15 protein-coding genes are annotated in these 17,607 nt (G+C 72.4%); 6 read left to right on the forward strand and 9 right to left on the reverse strand.

Annotated features, from left to right (window positions below; translation table 11 throughout):
* Positions 1 to 2 precede the first annotated feature (2 nt).
* Positions 3 to 398, reverse strand: coding sequence for a hypothetical protein (locus STRAU_RS02410; RefSeq protein WP_158691997.1), 396 nt, complete (start codon positions 396 to 398; stop codon positions 3 to 5).
* A gap of 203 nt (positions 399 to 601) precedes the next feature.
* On the opposite strand from STRAU_RS02410, the gene STRAU_RS02415 reads away from it, so the two are divergent.
* Positions 602 to 1,381: a polysaccharide deacetylase family protein gene (locus STRAU_RS02415; RefSeq protein ID WP_037657120.1), complete on the forward strand. Its 780-nt coding sequence runs from the start codon at positions 602 to 604 to the stop codon at positions 1,379 to 1,381.
* Positions 1,382 to 1,423: 42 nt separating this feature from the next.
* On the opposite strand, the gene STRAU_RS02420 is transcribed toward STRAU_RS02415, so the two are convergent.
* Positions 1,424 to 2,707: a cytochrome P450 gene (locus STRAU_RS02420; protein ID WP_016638633.1), complete on the reverse strand. Its 1,284-nt coding sequence runs from the start codon at positions 2,705 to 2,707 to the stop codon at positions 1,424 to 1,426.
* Between the two features lie 71 nt (positions 2,708 to 2,778).
* Positions 2,779 to 3,411: a TetR family transcriptional regulator gene (locus STRAU_RS02425; protein WP_016638634.1), complete on the reverse strand. Its 633-nt coding sequence runs from the start codon at positions 3,409 to 3,411 to the stop codon at positions 2,779 to 2,781.
* A gap of 81 nt (positions 3,412 to 3,492) precedes the next feature.
* Here STRAU_RS02425 and STRAU_RS02430 point away from each other — a divergent pair, with 81 nt between their 5' ends.
* Positions 3,493 to 4,461 (forward strand): oxidoreductase, encoded by a 969-nt coding sequence (locus STRAU_RS02430; protein ID WP_037657121.1) that lies wholly within the window; start codon positions 3,493 to 3,495, stop codon positions 4,459 to 4,461.
* A gap of 99 nt (positions 4,462 to 4,560) precedes the next feature.
* On the opposite strand, the gene STRAU_RS02435 is transcribed toward STRAU_RS02430, so the two are convergent.
* From STRAU_RS02435 to STRAU_RS02455, 5 genes are all read right to left on the reverse strand, one after another.
* Positions 4,561 to 5,787: an XdhC family protein gene (locus STRAU_RS02435; RefSeq protein WP_016638636.1), complete on the reverse strand. Its 1,227-nt coding sequence runs from the start codon at positions 5,785 to 5,787 to the stop codon at positions 4,561 to 4,563.
* 72 nt (positions 5,788 to 5,859) lie between these two features.
* Positions 5,860 to 7,317: an NCS2 family permease gene (locus STRAU_RS02440; RefSeq protein WP_016638637.1), complete on the reverse strand. Its 1,458-nt coding sequence runs from the start codon at positions 7,315 to 7,317 to the stop codon at positions 5,860 to 5,862.
* A 153-nt stretch (positions 7,318 to 7,470) separates the two neighbouring features.
* Positions 7,471 to 9,861, reverse strand: a complete 2,391-nt coding sequence (pucD, locus tag STRAU_RS02445; protein ID WP_016638638.1) for a xanthine dehydrogenase subunit D — start codon at positions 9,859 to 9,861, stop codon at positions 7,471 to 7,473.
* Between the two features lie 2 nt (positions 9,862 to 9,863).
* Complete coding sequence (locus STRAU_RS02450) at positions 9,864 to 10,466, reverse strand: (2Fe-2S)-binding protein (protein WP_016638639.1); 603 nt, start codon at positions 10,464 to 10,466, stop codon at positions 9,864 to 9,866.
* Positions 10,466 to 11,365 (reverse strand): FAD binding domain-containing protein, encoded by a 900-nt coding sequence (locus STRAU_RS02455; RefSeq protein ID WP_016638640.1) that lies wholly within the window; start codon positions 11,363 to 11,365, stop codon positions 10,466 to 10,468. The genes STRAU_RS02450 and STRAU_RS02455 overlap by 1 nt, the downstream gene beginning before the upstream one ends.
* Before the next feature lie 374 nt (positions 11,366 to 11,739).
* On the opposite strand from STRAU_RS02455, the gene STRAU_RS02460 reads away from it, so the two are divergent.
* Both STRAU_RS02460 and STRAU_RS02465 read left to right on the forward strand, forming a co-directional pair.
* Complete coding sequence (locus tag STRAU_RS02460) at positions 11,740 to 13,425, forward strand: PucR family transcriptional regulator (protein ID WP_016638641.1); 1,686 nt, start codon at positions 11,740 to 11,742, stop codon at positions 13,423 to 13,425.
* Between the two features lie 184 nt (positions 13,426 to 13,609).
* Positions 13,610 to 14,386 carry a hypothetical protein gene (locus tag STRAU_RS02465; RefSeq protein ID WP_016638643.1) on the forward strand — a complete coding sequence of 259 codons (777 nt, stop codon included), beginning with the start codon at positions 13,610 to 13,612 and terminating at the stop codon, positions 14,384 to 14,386.
* 44 nt (positions 14,387 to 14,430) lie between these two features.
* Here STRAU_RS02465 and STRAU_RS02470 read toward each other — a convergent pair whose 3' ends face one another.
* Positions 14,431 to 15,264 carry a GntR family transcriptional regulator gene (locus STRAU_RS02470; protein WP_037657123.1) on the reverse strand — a complete coding sequence of 278 codons (834 nt, stop codon included), beginning with the start codon at positions 15,262 to 15,264 and terminating at the stop codon, positions 14,431 to 14,433.
* A 145-nt stretch (positions 15,265 to 15,409) separates the two neighbouring features.
* On the opposite strand from STRAU_RS02470, the gene STRAU_RS02475 reads away from it, so the two are divergent.
* Both STRAU_RS02475 and STRAU_RS02480 read left to right on the forward strand, forming a co-directional pair.
* Positions 15,410 to 16,282, forward strand: a complete 873-nt coding sequence (locus tag STRAU_RS02475; RefSeq protein WP_016638645.1) for a (2Fe-2S)-binding protein — start codon at positions 15,410 to 15,412, stop codon at positions 16,280 to 16,282.
* Positions 16,283 to 16,471: 189 nt separating this feature from the next.
* On the forward strand, positions 16,472 to 17,554 hold the full coding sequence (locus STRAU_RS02480) for a DUF2637 domain-containing protein (protein WP_016638646.1): 1,083 nt from the start codon (positions 16,472 to 16,474) through the stop codon (positions 17,552 to 17,554).
* Positions 17,555 to 17,607: the final 53 nt, after the last annotated feature.

Here is a 17,607-nt window from a genome sequence, read left to right on the forward strand (position 1 = left end):
GCCTATGCGCCGTCCCGACCGGCGCCGGAACCACTGCCCGGGCCCGGCTCCGGGCCGGGATCCGGATCGGCGGACGCCTGCCGGAAGAGCCGCTCCAGGTCTTCCGGGCCCAGGTTCTCCAGGAGCTGCCCGCGGTCGGCGACCACCACGACGATCCGCTCGACCGAGGGGCCCGAGCCCCGCGCTCCGCCGTCACGCCACCTCCGGCACCAGCGCACCATCTGGTCGGCCAGCGCCGCAGACCCCGCCAGAATGCCGACGACGGCCGCGGCCGCGCTCACCGGGTCCTTGTGGTCCTTCGGCGTGCTGGTCTCCGTGAGGCGAGCGGCCCCTTGGGAAAGCGCCACCAACTCCGCCGCCGCACGCTCGGCGTCGCGCCCCTGGACATGAATCCGCACCGTGTCCCCCATTGCCCCGCCCCGCCGAATACTCCGTATTGTCCCGGGCGCGAACTGGCGGTGAGAAGCGGGACGACGACGTAGAAAACCTACGGATACGGCGCGCGGACCACGCCGGTCGGACGGGCCGAGCTGCCGACCGGCCCCTGGCATCCCCAGCTATACACTCTGTGTATAGTTCCCTCATGCCTGCTACACACAAGATGCGGAAGTCCGCGACGAGGTTGCGCCCCGGCGCGGCCCTTCTCGGGATCGCCGCGCTCGCCGCCACCGCGGCCCTCACCGGCTGCACCAAGCTGGACACCGTCTCCCCCAGCACCGTCCGCAAGGACGCGGCGCACGCGAAGACCGCACAGCAGGGCGCCTTCGGCACCGTCGACTGCGGCAAGGCCAAGTGCATCGCGCTGACCTTCGACGCGGGGCCGAGCGAGAACACCCCGCGACTGCTGAAGATCCTCAAGGAGAAGAAGGTCCCCGCGACCTTCTTCACGCTCGGCAAGAACCACATCGCGAAGTACCCCGAGCTGGTCAAGCGGATGGACGCCGAGGGGCACGAGGTCGCGAGCCACACCTGGTCGCACAAGATCCTCACCAAGATCAGCCCGAAGGAGGCGCGCGCAGAGCTGGAGCGCCCCAACAAGGCGATCGAGAAGCTCATAGGCAAGAAGCCGACGCTGATGCGCCCGCCGCAGGGCCGCACCAACGACACCGTCAACAAGATCTCCCGCGACCTCGGCCTCGCCGAGATCCTGTGGACGGTGACGGCCAAGGACTACACGACGAACGACTCGGCGCTGATCCAGAAGCGCGTCCTGGAGCAGTCGAGCCGGGACGGCATCATCCTGCTGCACGACATCTACAAGGGCACGGTGCCCGCGGTGCCCGGCATCATCGACGAGCTCAAGAAGCGCGGGTACGTCTTCGTGACGGTGCCCCAGCTGCTCGCGCCGGGCAAGGCGGAGGCGGGCAAGGTCTACCGCTAGGGCGTGTCCGATGGGTCGGGGGCCCGGCCGGCGGGCCAGGTCTCACCACTCCACGTACAGCGCCTCCGGCGCCCGGTGGATCAGCGTCGGCCGCATCCGCACCGGCGGCCCGTCCCTCGCGAGCCGCAGCCCCGGGAAGCGGCGCGTGAACAGCTCCAGGGTGAGGCGGAGCTGTTCGCGGGCGAGCTGCGCGCCGGGGCAGGCGTGCGCGCCGAGGCCGAAGGCGACGTGCCGGGCGACCGGGACGCGCATGATGTCGAAGACGTCGGGCCGCTCGTACCGCCCCTCGTCCCGCCCCGCGGCGCCGAATCCGACAAGCACCTCGGCCCCCGGGGGCAGTTCGGTGCCGGCGAGGGTGACGGCGCGGGTGGTGACCCGGCGGAAGCCCTGGAGCGCGGTGTCGTAGCGCGCCGCCTCCTCGATGGCGGCCGGGATCCGCTCCGGCTCCTCGCACAGCAGCTTCCACTGCGCGGGGTGGCGCAGCAGATGCAGCAGGGTCGTGCCGATCAGGGCCGTGGTGGTCAGGTGGCCGGCGAGCAGGAAGTTCTGCAGGTGCGCGATGAGTTCGCCGCGCTGGCCGAGGGTGAGTTCGGGTTCGGCGCCGCCGTCCTCGGGGTCGCCCTCGCCGTCCTCGGGGTCGCCGTCGTCGGGCACCAGCGAGGTGACGATCTCGCTGCACAGGTCGGGGCGCGGGGCGGCGTGCCGGTCGCGTACGTAGCCGTCGAGGAGCCGCTGGAGCGCGATCACGTCGTGGGCCGCCGCGAGCTGGCCCTCCTCCGGGAGCGGCCGGAACAGCAGTTGTTCGGTGCTGTGGCCCCCGCGCACCATCAGCGGCACGTCCGCCGGGTCGAACCCGAGGACATGCCCGATCACCTGGCCCGGCAGGCGCAGCGCGTACGCCTCCATCACGTCCACGGTCCTGCCGCTTCCCGGTGCGGCGAAGGCGTCGGCCAGCGCCTCCGCCCGCTCCGCCACGTACGGCAGCACGGCGGCCACGCGGGCCGGGGTGAGGCCGCGCACGATGGGCTCGCGCAGCCGCTGGTGCGCCGGGCCGTCCGCGGTGATGACGACGGGCCGGCGGACGGCGATGCCTTCGCCGAGGACGGCGAGGGCGGCCTGCGAGGGGACGACGTCCCCGCGCACCGCGTTGGCCGACGAGAACACGTCCGGGCGGCGCAGCACCTCGCGGACGTCGGCGTCCCGGGCGACCAGCCAGGCCCGCAGCTCGGGCACGTACGTGAGCCCTTCGGCGCGCCGGGCGCGGGCGTACAGCGGGTACGGGTCGCGCAGCAACTCGTCGAGCCTGGCGTGCTGTTGCCGGTCCACCCTCCTCATGGTGCCCGAGCCGCGGGGCCGGGCGGAAGGGCGCGGGCGGGGGCCCGCGGGGCTTGCCGGAGTCAGCCGCGCCCGTCGACCGCGTCCAGCGCCGGAGCGATCACGGCGAACGCCCGGTCGGTCAGCGTGGCCGGGTCCTCGGCGCCGTCGCTGCCGCTCCACCGGTGCAGCACCGCGTCGAAGGCGTTCAGCGCCATTCCGGCGGCGAGGCGGGGATACAGCTCGGCCTCGGCGTCGAGTTCCAGCCGGCGGGCCAGTTCCGCCGCCAGGTCGTCGCGCCACTGCGCCTGCCGCTCCAGGAAGCGGGCGAGCAGCGCGGGGGTGCGCAGGATGAGCTGGACGACGCGCAACGCCCGCTCGGAGTGGTCGGCGCACTCGCCGAGCGGCACCCAGACGGCGTGCCGCAGCGCCGCCGATGGCCTCTCCCCGGCGGGCCGGGCCGCCAGCTCCGCGCACATGCCGGTGCCCATGTCGGCCAGGAACTGGACGACCACGTCCTCCTTGGACGCGAAGTACCGGAAGAACGTCCTCTTGGACACGCCCGCCGTCGTCACGATCTCGTCGACGGTGACGCCGTCGAACCCCTTCAGCGCGAGCAGTTGGAGCGCCGCCTCGGTCAACTCGTCCGCGACGAGCTGCCGTTTGCGCTGGGCCAGGCTGACTTCGGGACCGGGGGGACCGGGACGAGGATTCACCCCGTCATGCTACACACCATGCCCCGCATGGCACTCGGTAACCTGTTGACACTCGATGCCACCAAAGGCAGCATGTGCCGCATGACGCAGCAACAAAGGCAGCCGAAGCAGACGAGCTGGACCGTCGAGCGGATACCGGACCAGACCGGGCGCGTGTCCGTCGTGACCGGGGCCAACAGCGGCCTCGGCCTGGCGACCGCCCGGGCCCTCGCCCGCCGGGGCGCGCACGTGATCCTCGCGGTGCGCGACGAGGAGAAGGGGCGCCGGGCGGCCGCCGGAATCACCGCCGAGCGGCCGGACGCCCGCCTGGAGGTCCGCCGCCTCGACCTGGCCGACCTCGACTCGGTCCGCGCCTTCGCCACCACCCTGCGCGCCGACCATCCGCGCCTCGACGTCCTCGTCAACAACGCCGGCGTGATGGCCCCGCCCCGGACGCTGAGCGCCCAGGGCCACGAGCTGCAGTTCGCCGCCAACCACCTGGGCCACTTCGCGCTCACGGGCCTCCTGCTCGACCTGCTGACGTCCGGAGCCGACTCCCGTGTGGTCACGGTGACTTCGACGAACCACCGGCAGGGCCGCCTCTTCTTCGACGACCTCTCCGGGGAGCGCGGGTACGCGCCGATGGCGTACTACAACCAGTCGAAGCTCGCGAACGCCGTCTTCGGCCACGAGCTCCACCGCCGCCTGGCCGAGGCGGGCAGCCTGGTGCGCAGCGTCCTCGCCCACCCCGGCTACACCGCCACCAACCTGCAGACGGCCGCCCCGACGGGCCTGGTCAAGCTGCTCTTCGGCCGCCTCCTCAAGCCCCTGGCCCAGTCCCCCGACCAGGGCGCCCTCCCCCAGCTCTACGCGGCGACGGCCCCGGAGGCAGCGGGCGGCGACTTCATCGGCCCCGACGGCATGGCGGAACTACGCGGCGCCCCAAAGCAGGTTCAACTCTCCCCCCGGGCCACGAACCCGGAAACGGCCCACCACCTGTGGCACGTCTCGGAGCAACTGACCAACGTCCACTTCACGTTCCGGAGACAATCCAGCCCGTCCGGCGCTTGAGGACGAGCGCGAAGCGCGATGCAGCCCGTCCGGCGCTTGAGGACGAGCGCGAAGCGCGATAAACGGCGCCCCCGGCCAACGGGAAGTCCGGAGCCAACCTCAGGCAACCGACCCGATCCGCCCGCCAACCCTCCGCGTTCCATCATGATGGATGGGCGTGTGCGCTCCGGTGAGCGAAACCCCACTCCCACCCCGCCGGGAGGCAACAATCTCCGCCCCGATGGACAGCGCCGTCTCCTCCGGCGTACGCGCCCCGAGGTCGAGCCCGATGGGCGACCGCAGGCGGGCCAACTCCAGCTCGGTGACCCCGACTTCACGCAGTCGGCGATTGCGGTCCTGATGGGTGCGGCGCGACCCCATCGCGCCCACATAGGCCACCGGAAGCCGCAGCGCGCACCGCAGCAGCGGCACGTCGAACTTGGCGTCGTGCGTCAGCACGCACAGCACGGTGCGGCCGTCGACCTCGGTGCGCTCCAGATATTCGTGCGGCCACTCGACGACGATCTCGTCGGCGTCCGGGAAGCGCAGGGGCGTGGCGAAGACGGGCCGGGCGTCGCACACGGTCACGTGGTAGCCGAGGAACTTGCCGACCCGGACGAGCGCGGAGGCGAAGTCGATGGCCCCGAAGACGATCATCCGGGGCGGGGGTACGGAGGACTCGACGAGGACGGTCAGGGGCTGCCCGCAGCGCGAGCCGTCCGCGCCGATCTCCACGGTGCCGGTACGCCCGGCGTCCAGCATCGCGCGGGCCTCGCCCGCCACGGTCCGGTCCAGCTCGGGGTGCCCGCCGAGGCCGCCTTCGTACCCCGTCGTGGCCGCGTACGGAGCCTCCTCGTCGTACGCGGGCCCGTCCCCGTGCGCGACGCCCTCAAGGCCCGCGCCGCCGTCCGCACGGACCAGCAGCACCCGGCCCATCAGCTCGGCCGGGCCCTCGGCGATCCGCGCCACCGCCGCCGCCTCGCCCCGGGCGGCGGCGGCGAGCGCGGACGCGAACACCGGCCGCGCGGGACCGTCCGCGCGGACCGGTGTGACCAGGATGTCGATGACGCCGCCGCAGGTCAGGCCCACGGCGAAGGCGTCTTCGTCGCTGTAGCCGAAGCGTTCGACGACGGTCTCGCCGTCGTCGAGCGCCTGCCGGCACAGCTCGTACACCGCGCCCTCCACGCAGCCCCCGGAGACCGATCCGATCGCCGTGCCGTCGCTGTCGACGGCGAGTGCGGCGCCGGGCTGCCGGGGCGCGCTGCCGCCGACCGCCACCACGGTGGCGACGGCGAAGTCGCGTCCCTGCTCGACCCACCGGTTCAGCTCTTCGGCGATGTCCAGCATGTCGGTCTCCTCAGGGGCTCTGCCGCGGAGCCTGTGCTGCGGGCTCCGCGGCTACGGGGCCGGGGCGGCGCCTCAGTGGACGCCCATCCAGCTTTCGATGGGGCTCAGGGCGAAGTACACGAGGAAGATCAAGGTCAGGCCCCACATGAAGGCCCCGATCTCCCGTGCCTTGCCCTGAGCGATCTTGATCGCGACCCAGGCGATGACACCCGCCGCGACACCGGTGGTGATGGTGTACGTGAAGGGCATCAGGACCACGGTGAGGAACACCGGGATCGCGGTGGCGCGGTCGGCCCAGTCGACGTGCCGTGCGTTCATCATCATCATCGCTCCGATGACGACGAGCGCGGCGGACGCGACCTCCTGCGGGACGATCGCGGTGACGGGCGTGAAGAACAGGCAGGCCGCGAAGAACAGACCGGTGATGACGGAGGACAGGCCCGTACGGGCGCCCTCGCCGACGCCGGTCGCGGACTCGACGAAGACGGTCTGGCCGGAGCCGCCCGCCACGCCGCCGATCGCGCCGCCGGCGCCGTCGATGAACAGCGCCTTGGACAGGCCGGGCATGCGGCCCTTGTCGTCGGCCAGATTGGCCTCGGTGCCGACGCCGATGATCGTTGCCATCGCGTCGAAGAAGCCCGCGAGCACCAGGGTGAAGACGATCATGCCGACCGTCATCGCGCCGACCTCGCCCCAGCCGCCGAACTCGACGTCTCCGAAGAGCGAGAAGTCGGGAGTGGAGACCGCGCTGCCGTGCAGTTCGGGGGCGCCGTTGGCCCACTGCTTGGGGTTGATGACGTCCATCGCGTTCAGGGCGACGGCGACGACGGTGCCGGTGATGATGCCGATCAGGATCGCGCCGGGCGTGTTGCGCGCCTGAAGCATGAAGATCAGGAGCAGGGTGCCGGCGAAGAGCAGGACGGGCCAGCCCTGGAGCTCGCCGGCCGGGCCGAGGGTCAGCGGGGTCGCCTTGCCCTGGTGGACGAAGCCGCCCTTGACCAGGCCGATGATGGCGATGAACAGGCCGATGCCCATGGTGATGCCGTGCTTGAGCGCCAGCGGGATCGCGTTCATGATCATCTCACGCAGGCCGGTGACGACCAGGAGCATGATCACCACGCCGTACATCACGCACATGCCCATGGCCTGCGGCCAGGTCATCTCGGGCGCGACCTGCGAGGCGATGACACCGGACACGGAGAGCCCGGCGGCCAGGGCCAGCGGCACCTTGCCGACGAAGCCCATGAGGAGCGTGGTGACGGCCGCGGCGAAGGCCGTGGCGGTGATGAGGGCCTTCTGCCCCATCGTGTCGCCCGCCGCGTCCTTGCCGGACAGGATCAGCGGGTTGAGCAGGACGATGTATGCCATCGCCATGAAGGTGGTGATGCCGCCGCGCACCTCACGCGCGACCGTCGATCCTCTGAGGGATATGTGAAAGTACCGGTCCAGCCAAGACCGCCCGGCCGGGACGCGTGAGCCGTGGCCCGCGTCCTCGGCGGTGGTCTTGGGCTCCAGTGACTGCTGGGTCATGGTTGCCTACTCCCAAGGTTCACAGGGGCACCCGCAGTACTGCGGGATTTGGGATGGTGCGCACGACCCGGGGGACGGCCCGAGACGAACTAAGGAGAGGGGGTCCGGGGGACGACAGTCCCCCGGCTCCCTTTTCTGCTCACCCCGGAGGGGCTACGTGCCGGTGAGGTGTTCGGGCCGTACCGGCGTCTTGTTGAGCTCCAGACCCGTCGCGTTGCGGATCGCCGCGAGGACGGCCGGGGTGGACGACAGGGTGGGGGCCTCGCCGATGCCACGGAGCCCGTACGGCGCGTGCTCGTCGGCGAGTTCGAGCACGTCGACGGGGATGGTCGGCGTGTCGAGGATGGTGGGGATCAGGTAGTCCGTGAAGGAGGGGTTCTTCACCTTCGCGGTCTTCGGGTCGACGATGATCTCCTCCATGACCGCGACGCCCAGGCCCTGGGTGGTGCCACCCTGGATCTGGCCGAGCACGGACAGCGGGTTGAGCGCCTTGCCGACGTCCTGCGCGCAGGCGAGCTCGATGACCTTGACCAGGCCCAGCTCGGTGTCGACCTCGACGACCGCGCGGTGCGCGGCGAAGGAGTACTGGACGTGGCCGTTGCCCTGTCCGGTGCGCAGGTCGAAGGGCTCGGTGGGGCGGTGCCGCCACTCCGCCTCGACCTCGACGCTCTCGTCCTCCAGGACGTCGACCAGGTCGCCGAGGACCTCGCCGCCGTCGGTGACGACCTTGCCGCCTTCGAGCAGCAGCTCGGCGGTGGCCCAGGCGGGGTGGTACGTGCCGAACTTGCGGCGGCCGATCTCCAGGACCTTCTCGCGCACCAGCTCGCAGGAGTTCTTGACGGCGCCGCCGGTGACGTACGTCTGACGCGACGCGGACGACGAACCGGCGCTGCCCACCTGGGTGTCGGCGGGGTGGATCGTCACCTGGGTGACGCCCAGCTCGGTGCGGGCGATCTGCGCGTGGACGGTGACGCCGCCCTGGCCGACCTCCGCCATCGCGGTGTGCACGGTCGCCACGGGTTCGCCGTTGATGACCTCCATGCGCACCTTGGCGGTGGAGTAGTCGTCGAAGCCCTCGGAGAAGCCGACGTTCTTGATGCCGACCGCGTAGCCCACACCGCGTACGACGCCTTCGCCGTGCGTGGTGTTGGACAGGCCGCCGGGAAGCTGGCGGACGTCCGCGCCCTCGGAGCTCTCCCACTGGCGCTCGGGCGGCAGCGGGCGGGACTTCACGCGGCGCAGGATCTCGGCGACCGGGGCGGGCGAGTCGACCACCTGCCCGGTCGGCAGGAGCGTGCCCTGCTCCATGGCGTTGAGCTGCCGCAGCTCGACCGGGTCCATGCCCAGCTTCGCGGCCAGCTTGTCCATCTGGGCCTCGTACGCGAAGCACGCCTGGACCGCGCCGAAGCCGCGCATCGCGCCGCAGGGCGGGTTGTTGGTGTAGAGCGCGATGGCCTCGATGTCGACGTTCTCGACCACGTACGGGCCGACGCTCAGCGAGGACGCGTTGCCGACGACCGCCGGGGAGGCGGACGCGTAGGCGCCGCCGTCCAGGACGATCCTGCACTTCATGTGCGTGAGCTTGCCGTCCTTGGTGGCGCCGTGCTCGTAGTGGAGCTTCGCGGGGTGGCGGTGCACATGGCCGAAGAAGGACTCGAACCGGTTGTAGACGATCTTGACCGGCTTGCCGGTGCGCAGCGCGAGGAGGCAGGCGTGGATCTGCATCGAGATGTCCTCGCGGCCGCCGAAGGCGCCGCCGACGCCGGACAGCGTCATGCGCACCTTCTCCTCGGGCAGGCCGAGGACGGGGGCGATCTGTTCGAGGTCCGAGTGCAGCCACTGGGTGGCGACGTAGAGGTCGACGCCGCCGTCCTCGGCGGGCACGGCGAGGCCGGACTCCGGGCCGAGGAATGCCTGGTCCTGCATGCCGAAGGTGTACTCGCCCCTGACGATGACGTCGGCCTTCTTGGCGGCCTCGGCCGCGTCGCCGCGGATGATCGGCTGGCGGTGCACGATGTTCGGGTGCGGGACGTGCCGGGAGTGCTCGTCGTCGCGGCCCTCGTGGACGAGCACGGCGTCGGGAGCGGTCGCCGACGCCTCGTCGGTGATGAGGGGCAGTTCCCGGTACTCGATCTTGATCTTGGCGGCGGCGCGGCGTGCGGTCTCCGGGTGGTCGGCGGCCACGAGGGCGACCGGCTCACCGTGGTGGCGGACCTTGCCGTGCGCGAGCACCGGGGTGTCCTGGATCTCCAGGCCGTAGTTCTTCATCTCGGCCGGCAGGTCGTCGTAGGTCAGGACGGCGAAGACACCGGCCTGGGCGAGCGCCTCGGAGGTGTCGATGGACACGATCTCGGCGTGCGCCACGGTGCTGCGCAGGGTCTGGCCCCACAGCATGTCCTCGTGCCACATGTCCGAGGAGTACGCGAACTCGCCGGTGACCTTCAGGGTGCCGTCCGGGCGCAGCGTCGACTCGCCGATGCCGCCCTTGGTCCGGGAGCCCTGGGTGATCTTGGTGGGGACGCCGGTCGTACGTGTGGATCCCATGGTCAGACCGCCTCTTCCTGCCGGTCCTGGCGCGCCGCGGCCAGGCGCACCGCGTCCAGGATCTTCTCGTAACCGGTGCAGCGGCACAGGTTGCCGGAGAGCGCCTCGCGGATGTCCGCGTCGGTGGGCTGCGGGTTGTGCTCCAGCATCTCGTCGGCCGCGATGAGCAGGCCGGGGGTGCAGAAGCCGCACTGGACGGCGCCCGCGTCGATGAACGCCTGCTGGACGGGGGAGAGTTCGGTGCCCTCGCCGGTCTGCGAGTCCGTCCCGTGGGCCTTCCACTGCTGTGCGGCCTGGAGCGAGGTGCCGCAGGCGCCGGACGCGCAAGCACCTCCTTGATGGGCTTCCTCACGCTGCTTGGCGAAGTCGGCGAGGCCCTCGACGGTGACGACCTCGCGGCCCTCCACCTGTCCGGCCGCGACCAGGCACGAACACACCGGCACCCCGTCGAGCCGGACGGTGCAGGAACCGCACTCGCCCTGCTCGCAGGCGTTCTTGGAGCCCGGAAGCCCCATGCGCTCACGCAGCACGTACAGAAGGGACTCGCCCTCCCAGACGTCGTCGGCTTCCTGCTGACGGCCGTTGACCGTGAAGTTGACACGCATTACGCGACTCCCTCCGTGCTGCCGGTGGTGCGGCCCGTGCCGCGGTACGACTCCCAGGTCCAGCCGAGCGTGCGGCGGGCCATGATCCCGACGGCGTGCCGGCGGTAGCTCGCCGTGCCGCGCACGTCGTCGATCGGGTTGGCGGCACCGGAGGCGAGCTCCGCGAACTGCTTGGCGATCGAGGGCGTGATGATCTTCTTGCTGTCCCAGAAGCCGCCCTCGTCGAGGGCCGCGTTCAGGAACTCCTCGGCGGCCTTGGCCCGGATCGGCGTCGGCGCGGCGGAACCGATGCCCGTGCGCACGGTCCGCGTCCGCGGGTGCAGCGCGATGCCGAAGGCGCACACGGCGATGACCATCGCGTTGCGCGTGCCCACCTTCGAGTACTGCTGCGGGCCGTCGGCCTTCTTGATGTGCACGGCCCTGATCAGCTCGTCCGGGGCGAGCGCGTTGCGCTTCACGCCGGTGTAGAACGCGTCGATCGGGATCAGCCGGGAGCCGCGTACGGACTCCGCCTCGACCTCGCAGTCGGCGGCGAGCAGCGCCGGGTGGGCGTCACCGGCGGGCGATGCGGTGCCGAGGTTGCCGCCGACACCGCCGCGGTTGCGGATCTGCGGCGAGGCGACGGTGTGCGAGGCGAGCGCGAGGCCGGGCAGCTCCGCGCGCAGGTTCTCCATGATCTGGGTGTACGAGACCGAGGCGCCGAGGCGCACGGTGTCCGCACCGACCTCCCACTCCCGCAGCTCACCGATGCGGTTGAGGTCCAGCAGGTACTCCGGACGACGGTGGTCGAAGTTGATCTCGACCATGACATCGGTGCCACCCGCAATCGGCACAGCGGTGGGGTGCTCGGCCTTCGCGGCGAGCGCCTCCTCCCAACTGGCGGGGCGAAGGAAGTCCATGAGTGGCTCTCTCTTCGTAATCGTGCCTGGCGGCCGGGGACCCGTGGGACCACCGGCCGGGGCTTACTAGGCTGACGAGCCGGGGCGAACGTTCCGGCCAAGGTGGCCCTTCGCCTCTCGACTACTCGTTCATGTGCTGTTAACGCGGAGTGGGGCAAGTACACCGCCCGGTCGTCCGATGGGGTCAGTCACCGAAACCATGAAGGAGTTGGCTGGCCAAGCCGTGAGTCTTGTAGATTCGTATGAAGAACGGGCCTCAGTAACCTCGCGGAATCCCCCGGGAAACCGTGGCGCCCTTGGGACCCGGCGGCCCCGGGATCACCGGGAGCCCGGGCCACACGTGAAATCGAGACAAGATCGGCGGCGACGACACCATGCGGCTGCGCGCACTCCTTGACACCGACGCGCTGGGCCTCAGGCTGCTCGGCGGCGCGGACGAACTCGATCGCACCGTCCGTGGCGTGATGACCACGGATCTGCGCGACCCCAGCCGCTATCTCGCGGGCGGGGAGCTGGTGCTCACCGGTCTCGCCTGGCGCAGGGACGCCTCGGACAGCGAGCCTTTCGTACGTATTCTCGCAGCCGCCGGGGTCGCGGCCCTCGCCGCGGGCGAGGCGGAGCTCGGCGACATCCCCGACGACCTGGTGGAATCGTGCGCCCGGCACCGGCTGCCGCTGTTCGCGGTCAACGAGTCGGTGGCGTTCGCGACGATCACCGAGCACGTGGTGCGGCAGGTGTCCGGCGAGCGGGCCGGGGACCTGGCGGCCGTGGTTGACCGGCACCGCCGCCTGATGACGTCGGGACCGGCCGGCGGCGGCCCCGACGTGGTCCTCGACCTGCTCGGCTCCGACCTGGACCTGCGGGCCTGGGTGCTCTCCCCCGCCGGCCGCCCGGTCGCCGGGTCCGGCACGGCCGGGCCCGCGCTGCCCGCGGCGGTCTGCGCGCGGCTCGCCGGGGAGCACCTGGCCGCCGCCCGCACCGGCCGCCGGGGCCCGCACCGGGTGAACGTGGACGGCGTGACGTACTCGCTGTTCCCCATCCGGTCCAGCGGCCGGGGCGCGGTGAACGCCTCCCGGGACGTGCGCGAGACGGTCCTGTCGGACTGGCTCCTTGCCGTCGAGGCGGACGCGGGCGACTGGCCCGAGGAGCGGATCGACCTGCTCCAGGGCGTCACCCAGCTGATCGCCGTGGAGCGGGACCGCAGGGACGCGGCGCGGACGGTGCGCCGGCGCCTGGCACAGGAGGTCCTTGAGCTGGTCCAGACGGGTGCCGCGCCCGCCGAGATCGCGGCCCGCCTCCGGGTGGCGGCGCCGGTGCTGCTTCCGGGGCTCGGGGCGGCGCCGCACTGGCAGGTGGTGGTGGCGCGGGTCGAGTGGGACGGCACGAGCGCCGGGGAGATCGAGGGCGGCCCGGTGGCCCAGGCGCTCCTGGAGGAGATCCTGGTCGACCCGGCGACGTCGGGGCCCGACCCGTCCGACCGCATCGCGGTGGCCCACACCGGCGACGAGGCCATCGCCCTGGTGCCGCTGCCCGCCCTTCCGGCCGAGGCCGAGGGGGCGGAGCCGGGGCTGCTCGCGGACTCGCTGCTCGCGGCCGTGCGGGAGCCGCTGTCGGCGGGCCTCGCGGACGACGGGCGGCTCACGCTCGGCGTCAGCGCGTCCGTGCATTCGGCGGAGGGGCTGCGGGGCGCCCTGGAGGAGGCGCGGCACGCCCGCAGGGTCGCCGCGGCGCGGCCCGGCCGGGTGTGCGCGGCGGGCCACCAGGAGCTGGCCTCGCACGTCCTGCTGCTGCCCTTCGTGCCCGACGACGTCCGCCGCGCCTTCACCGCGCGGCTCCTGGACCCGCTGCGCGAGTACGACCGCAGGCACCGGGCCGAGCTCATCCCCACCCTGGAGGCGTTCCTCGACTGCGACGGCTCCTGGACGCGCTGTGCGACGCGCCTGCACCTGCACGTCAACACGCTGCGCTACCGGGTCGGGCGTATCGAGCAGTTGACGGGCCGTGACCTTTCCCGACTTGAGGACAAGCTGGACTTCTTCCTGGCCCTGCGCATGAGTTGAGCCCCGCGGGCGGGCCCGCACGGGCCCCGCCCGTCTCCCCTGCCCCCGATTGCCCCGCGATCTCCGCGCGCCCCTTCCCCCTCCTTTGTGAATTCTTTCACCCATCCCCTTGGCCGAGCGCGCCGATCCGTGCTGAGATTCGCCCACGACTCAACAGCTCGATGGCGCGCTAGGGGAGGGCAACGTGGCGCATACCGCCATGTCTGGTACCGGAACGAACGCAGGGAACGATCCACTCCAGACCGCGGTATGGCGGCTGCGCTCGCGCGGCTGCTGGACCGACGCGGCGGCACTGCTCGCCACCCGTGAGGGCGCGGACGTCGCCGTCCAGAGAACATCACTCCTGGTCGAGCGGTGCCTGTTCACCGGGGACGGGTGGGACGAGGCGGAGGACAGCCTGCGCACGGCGGAGGCGGTGGCCGACGACGACGAGGCGCGCGGGGCGGCGGCGTGCGAGCGCGGTCAACTCGCGTACGCGGCGACCGTGTTGAACGTACGGGACCGGGCCGACGAAGCCCGGACCGCCCTCGGCCGGGCCGCCGCGCTCCTCGCTCCCGGTTCCGCGGGGCGGCCCCTCCTGGACTTCCGTCGGGGCCTGATCGCCGAGCACATCGCGAACTCGCCGCAGGCGGCCCGGGCCGCGTACCGCCGCGCGCACGCGGGCGCGACCGCCCACGACGACCCGCTCCTGCTCTCCTTCACCTGGCGCCATCTGGCCGGACTCGCCCTGCGCGAGGGCGAGTTGGCCGACGCCCGGCACGGCTTCGCCGAGTCCCTCCGCATCCGCGAGGAGCTCGGCTTCCTGGTCGGCACGGCCCCGGCCCTGGCGGCCCTGGCCGAAGCCGAACCCGAACCGGATGCATCCCGCCTCCGCGCCGAGGCCACCCGCCTGTTCCGCCTCCTGGGCGGGGTGCCGTCCTGGCTGGCGACACAGCTGACGCCGCCGGCACCGGCGGCCTGAGGGAACCGAACCCCAGGGGCGGCGGCCCGTTCGAAGACAGGCTCTCAGGCGTCCCCGCCCGCGAAGTGTTCACGTACCAGGGACTGGACCACCGGCAGGTCGCGGGCGATCAGGGCCTCCAGGAGGGCCATGTGTTCGGCGGCGTCGGCGACCAGGTCGGCGCGGCGGCCGGTGACGGGTCCTGTGACCAGGGGCCACTGGGAGCGGCGGTGCAAGTCGTCGGCGACCTGGACGAGTTGCCGGTTGCCGGCGAGGCCGAGCAGGGCGCCGTGGAAGGCGCGGTCCGCCTCGGCGTAGCGGGCCAGGTCGGCGCAGGCCGCGGCGGCCACGGTCGCCTCGGCCAGCGGGCGGAGGCGGGACCACTGCTCGGCGGGCACGGTCCGGGCGAGCCGCAGCATCACGGGGACCTCGATGAGCGCCCGCACCTCGGCCAGCTCCCCGAGTTCGCGCGCGCCGCGCCGGGTGACGCGGAAGCCGCGGTTCGGGACGACCTCCACCGCGCCCTCGACGGCGAGTTGCTGCATGGCCTCGCGCACCGGCGTCGCGGAGACACCGAAGCGTTCGCCGAGGGCGGGCGCCGAGTAGACCTCGCCCGGGGCGAGTTCACCGCCGACGAGGGCGGCGCGCAGGGCGTCGAGCACCTGACCGCGTACGGAGGTGCGCCGCACGGTCCTGCGCGGGGCCCGCTCGTCGAGCGGCGCGGGCTCCCCCAGCGTCAGCTCGTCGGCTGCGGGGCGGTCGCCGCCGGGCTCACCGTGCGTGTGCTCACCGCGCGCAGCCCGCTCCGGGCGCTGCGCCTGCGCCCCCTGCTGCTCCGGCACACGCGCAGCGGCGCACCGCGCGGCAACGTCCGCCGCTCGTGCTCTCGCCCGCTCCACCCGTGCCTCCCGCGATTCCGTGTCCCGCCCGTCCGAAACGTACGAGAAGCACCATAGGCGGACAGGACTCCAGTTGAAACCTCGATCATGTTGGGTAAGGTTAGGCTTACCTGCAATCGATCGATTGATTCGGTGGTCCCCGCGCATGTCCGTTCCCACCCTGGAAAGCGGCGCCCGACGTACGGAGCACGCCCAGAGCCCCGTCGGCGCCGCCTACGCCCGCCTCACCGAGGTGTTCCCCGGGCTGCGCGTCCAGGAGCTGGCCGAGGGCGAACAGACGCCCCGGGGCGGCGGCTGGGTGAGCGCGGCGCGGCTCGCGGAGGGCGGCGCCGACTTCGAGGAGTTCCTCGCCTGGGACGACGCGCAGGTCCTGAAGGACTACGGCCAGCAGGCCCGGCCGGACGTCGTCGCCAGCTTCGCCCTGCACCGCTACGCCTGGCCCGTCACGCTGCTGTTCACCGTGCCGTGGTTCCTCCAGCGCCGCGTCCCGCGCTACCCCGTCGGGCAGGTCGGCTTCCACCGCGCGCTCGGCAGGATCGCCGTGCGCACCGACGCCTTCGCCTGCCTGCCGGACGACCCGGCGGCCACGCTGCCCGGCGCCCGCGTCGTGCCGGACGAGGAGGCGCTGCGCGCCGAGCTGCGGGCGGCCGTGGCGGAGCACATGGGCCCGCTCCTCGACGGCTTCGGTCCGCGCATGCGGCGCCGGGGCCGCGCGCTGTGGGCGGTCGCCACGGACGAGATCGTCGAGGGCCTGTGGTACGTCGCGCATCTGCTCGGCGAGGAGCAGCGCGCGACGACCGAGCTGGAGCAGCTGCTTCCGGGCGCCACGAAGCCGTACGTCGGCACGGCCGCCTTCCGCGAGCTCACCGGCCCGAACGGCGAGAAGCTGCCGACCCGGGACCGCGCGAGCTGCTGCATGTTCTACACGCTGCGTCCCGCCGACACCTGCGTCACCTGCCCGCGCATGTGCGACGCGGACCGGGTCGCGCGGCTGACGGCCGAGGCGCCGACGGCGTGAGTCATTCCTTCGTGCGGAGTTAATCGAACTCAACTCCAGCTCCCCTTGCGTGAGTTCGAGGTATTCGGCGCTCGGCGCGGCATTCACCACCCCCTTGGCGTCCTCTTGCCGGAAAACCGCCTTGAGCGCCGTGCGGCGTGGGCCACTATGGCGCCCGAAAACGCCCCACCGCGACGCAAGGGACGCCAGATGAAACTGACCGACATATCGCTGGACTGGCTGCTGCCCGGCGGCATCCTGCTCCTGGGCATGGCAGTGGCGGTGGCGGTGCTCGCGCGGGGCAAGAAAGCCCAGGCGAAGGCCACGGCCTCCAGTGACGACTCGTGGGAGCGCAGCGAGGAACGCCGCCGCCGCAAAGAAGCCGTCTACGGCACCGCCTCCTACGTCCTGCTCTTCTGCTGCGCGGCCGTCGCCGCCGCCCTCTCCTTCCACGGCCTGGTCGGCTTCGGCCGGCAGAACCTGAACCTCTCCGGCGGCTGGGAGTACCTGGTCCCCTTCGGCCTCGACGGCGCCGCCATGTTCTGCTCCGTCCTCGCGGTGCGCGAGGCCAGCCACGGTGACGCGGCGCTCGGCTCGCGCCTGCTCGTGTGGACGTTCGCGGGCGCCGCCGCCTGGTTCAACTGGGTGCACGCGCCACGCGGCATCGCGCACGCGGGGGCCCCGCAGTTCTTCGCCGGGATGTCGCTGTCCGCGGCGGTCCTCTTCGACCGCGCGCTGAAGCAGACCCGCCGCGCCGCCCTGCGCGAGCAGGGACTCGTGCCGCGGCCGCTGCCGCAGATCCGCATCGTGCGCTGGCTGCGGGCGCCCCGGGAGACCTTCGGCGCGTGGTCGCTGATGCTGCTCGAAGGCGTACGCACCCTCGACGAGGCCGTCGAGGAGGTGCGCGAGGACCGGCGCGAGAAGGAGCAGGCGCGGGTGCGGCGGCGCGACCAGGAGAAGCTGGAGCGGGCGCGGCTCAAGGCCATCAGCCGGGGGCACGGGCACCGGGGGTACCAGGGACGCGGCGGTGGCCGGCAGGTGGAGGTGCAGGTCGGCTCCTCCGGCGGGTCCGCGCAGGTCGGCGCGGACCCTGCCATAGTGGCGCCGCCACCCTCTCCGCCACCGCAGGAAGAACTTCCCGTACGGTCCCGGCCCTCCCTTCAGGCCGTTCCGAATGACCCGGCCGCCGGTCCGGTGACCGTCGACCTCACGGCCGAGGACGATACCCAGACGCTGCCGCGGCTGGACTCCCTTGAGCAGAAGCTCAAGGATCTCGAGCAGCAGTTCGGCTGACAGCTCGCACATCAGCCCGTCCGGCGTTTGCGGACGAGCCGCGAAGCGGCGAT

Source organism: Streptomyces aurantiacus JA 4570 (assembly GCF_000414115.1).
Lineage (GTDB): Bacteria > Actinomycetota > Actinomycetes > Streptomycetales > Streptomycetaceae > Streptomyces > Streptomyces aurantiacus_A.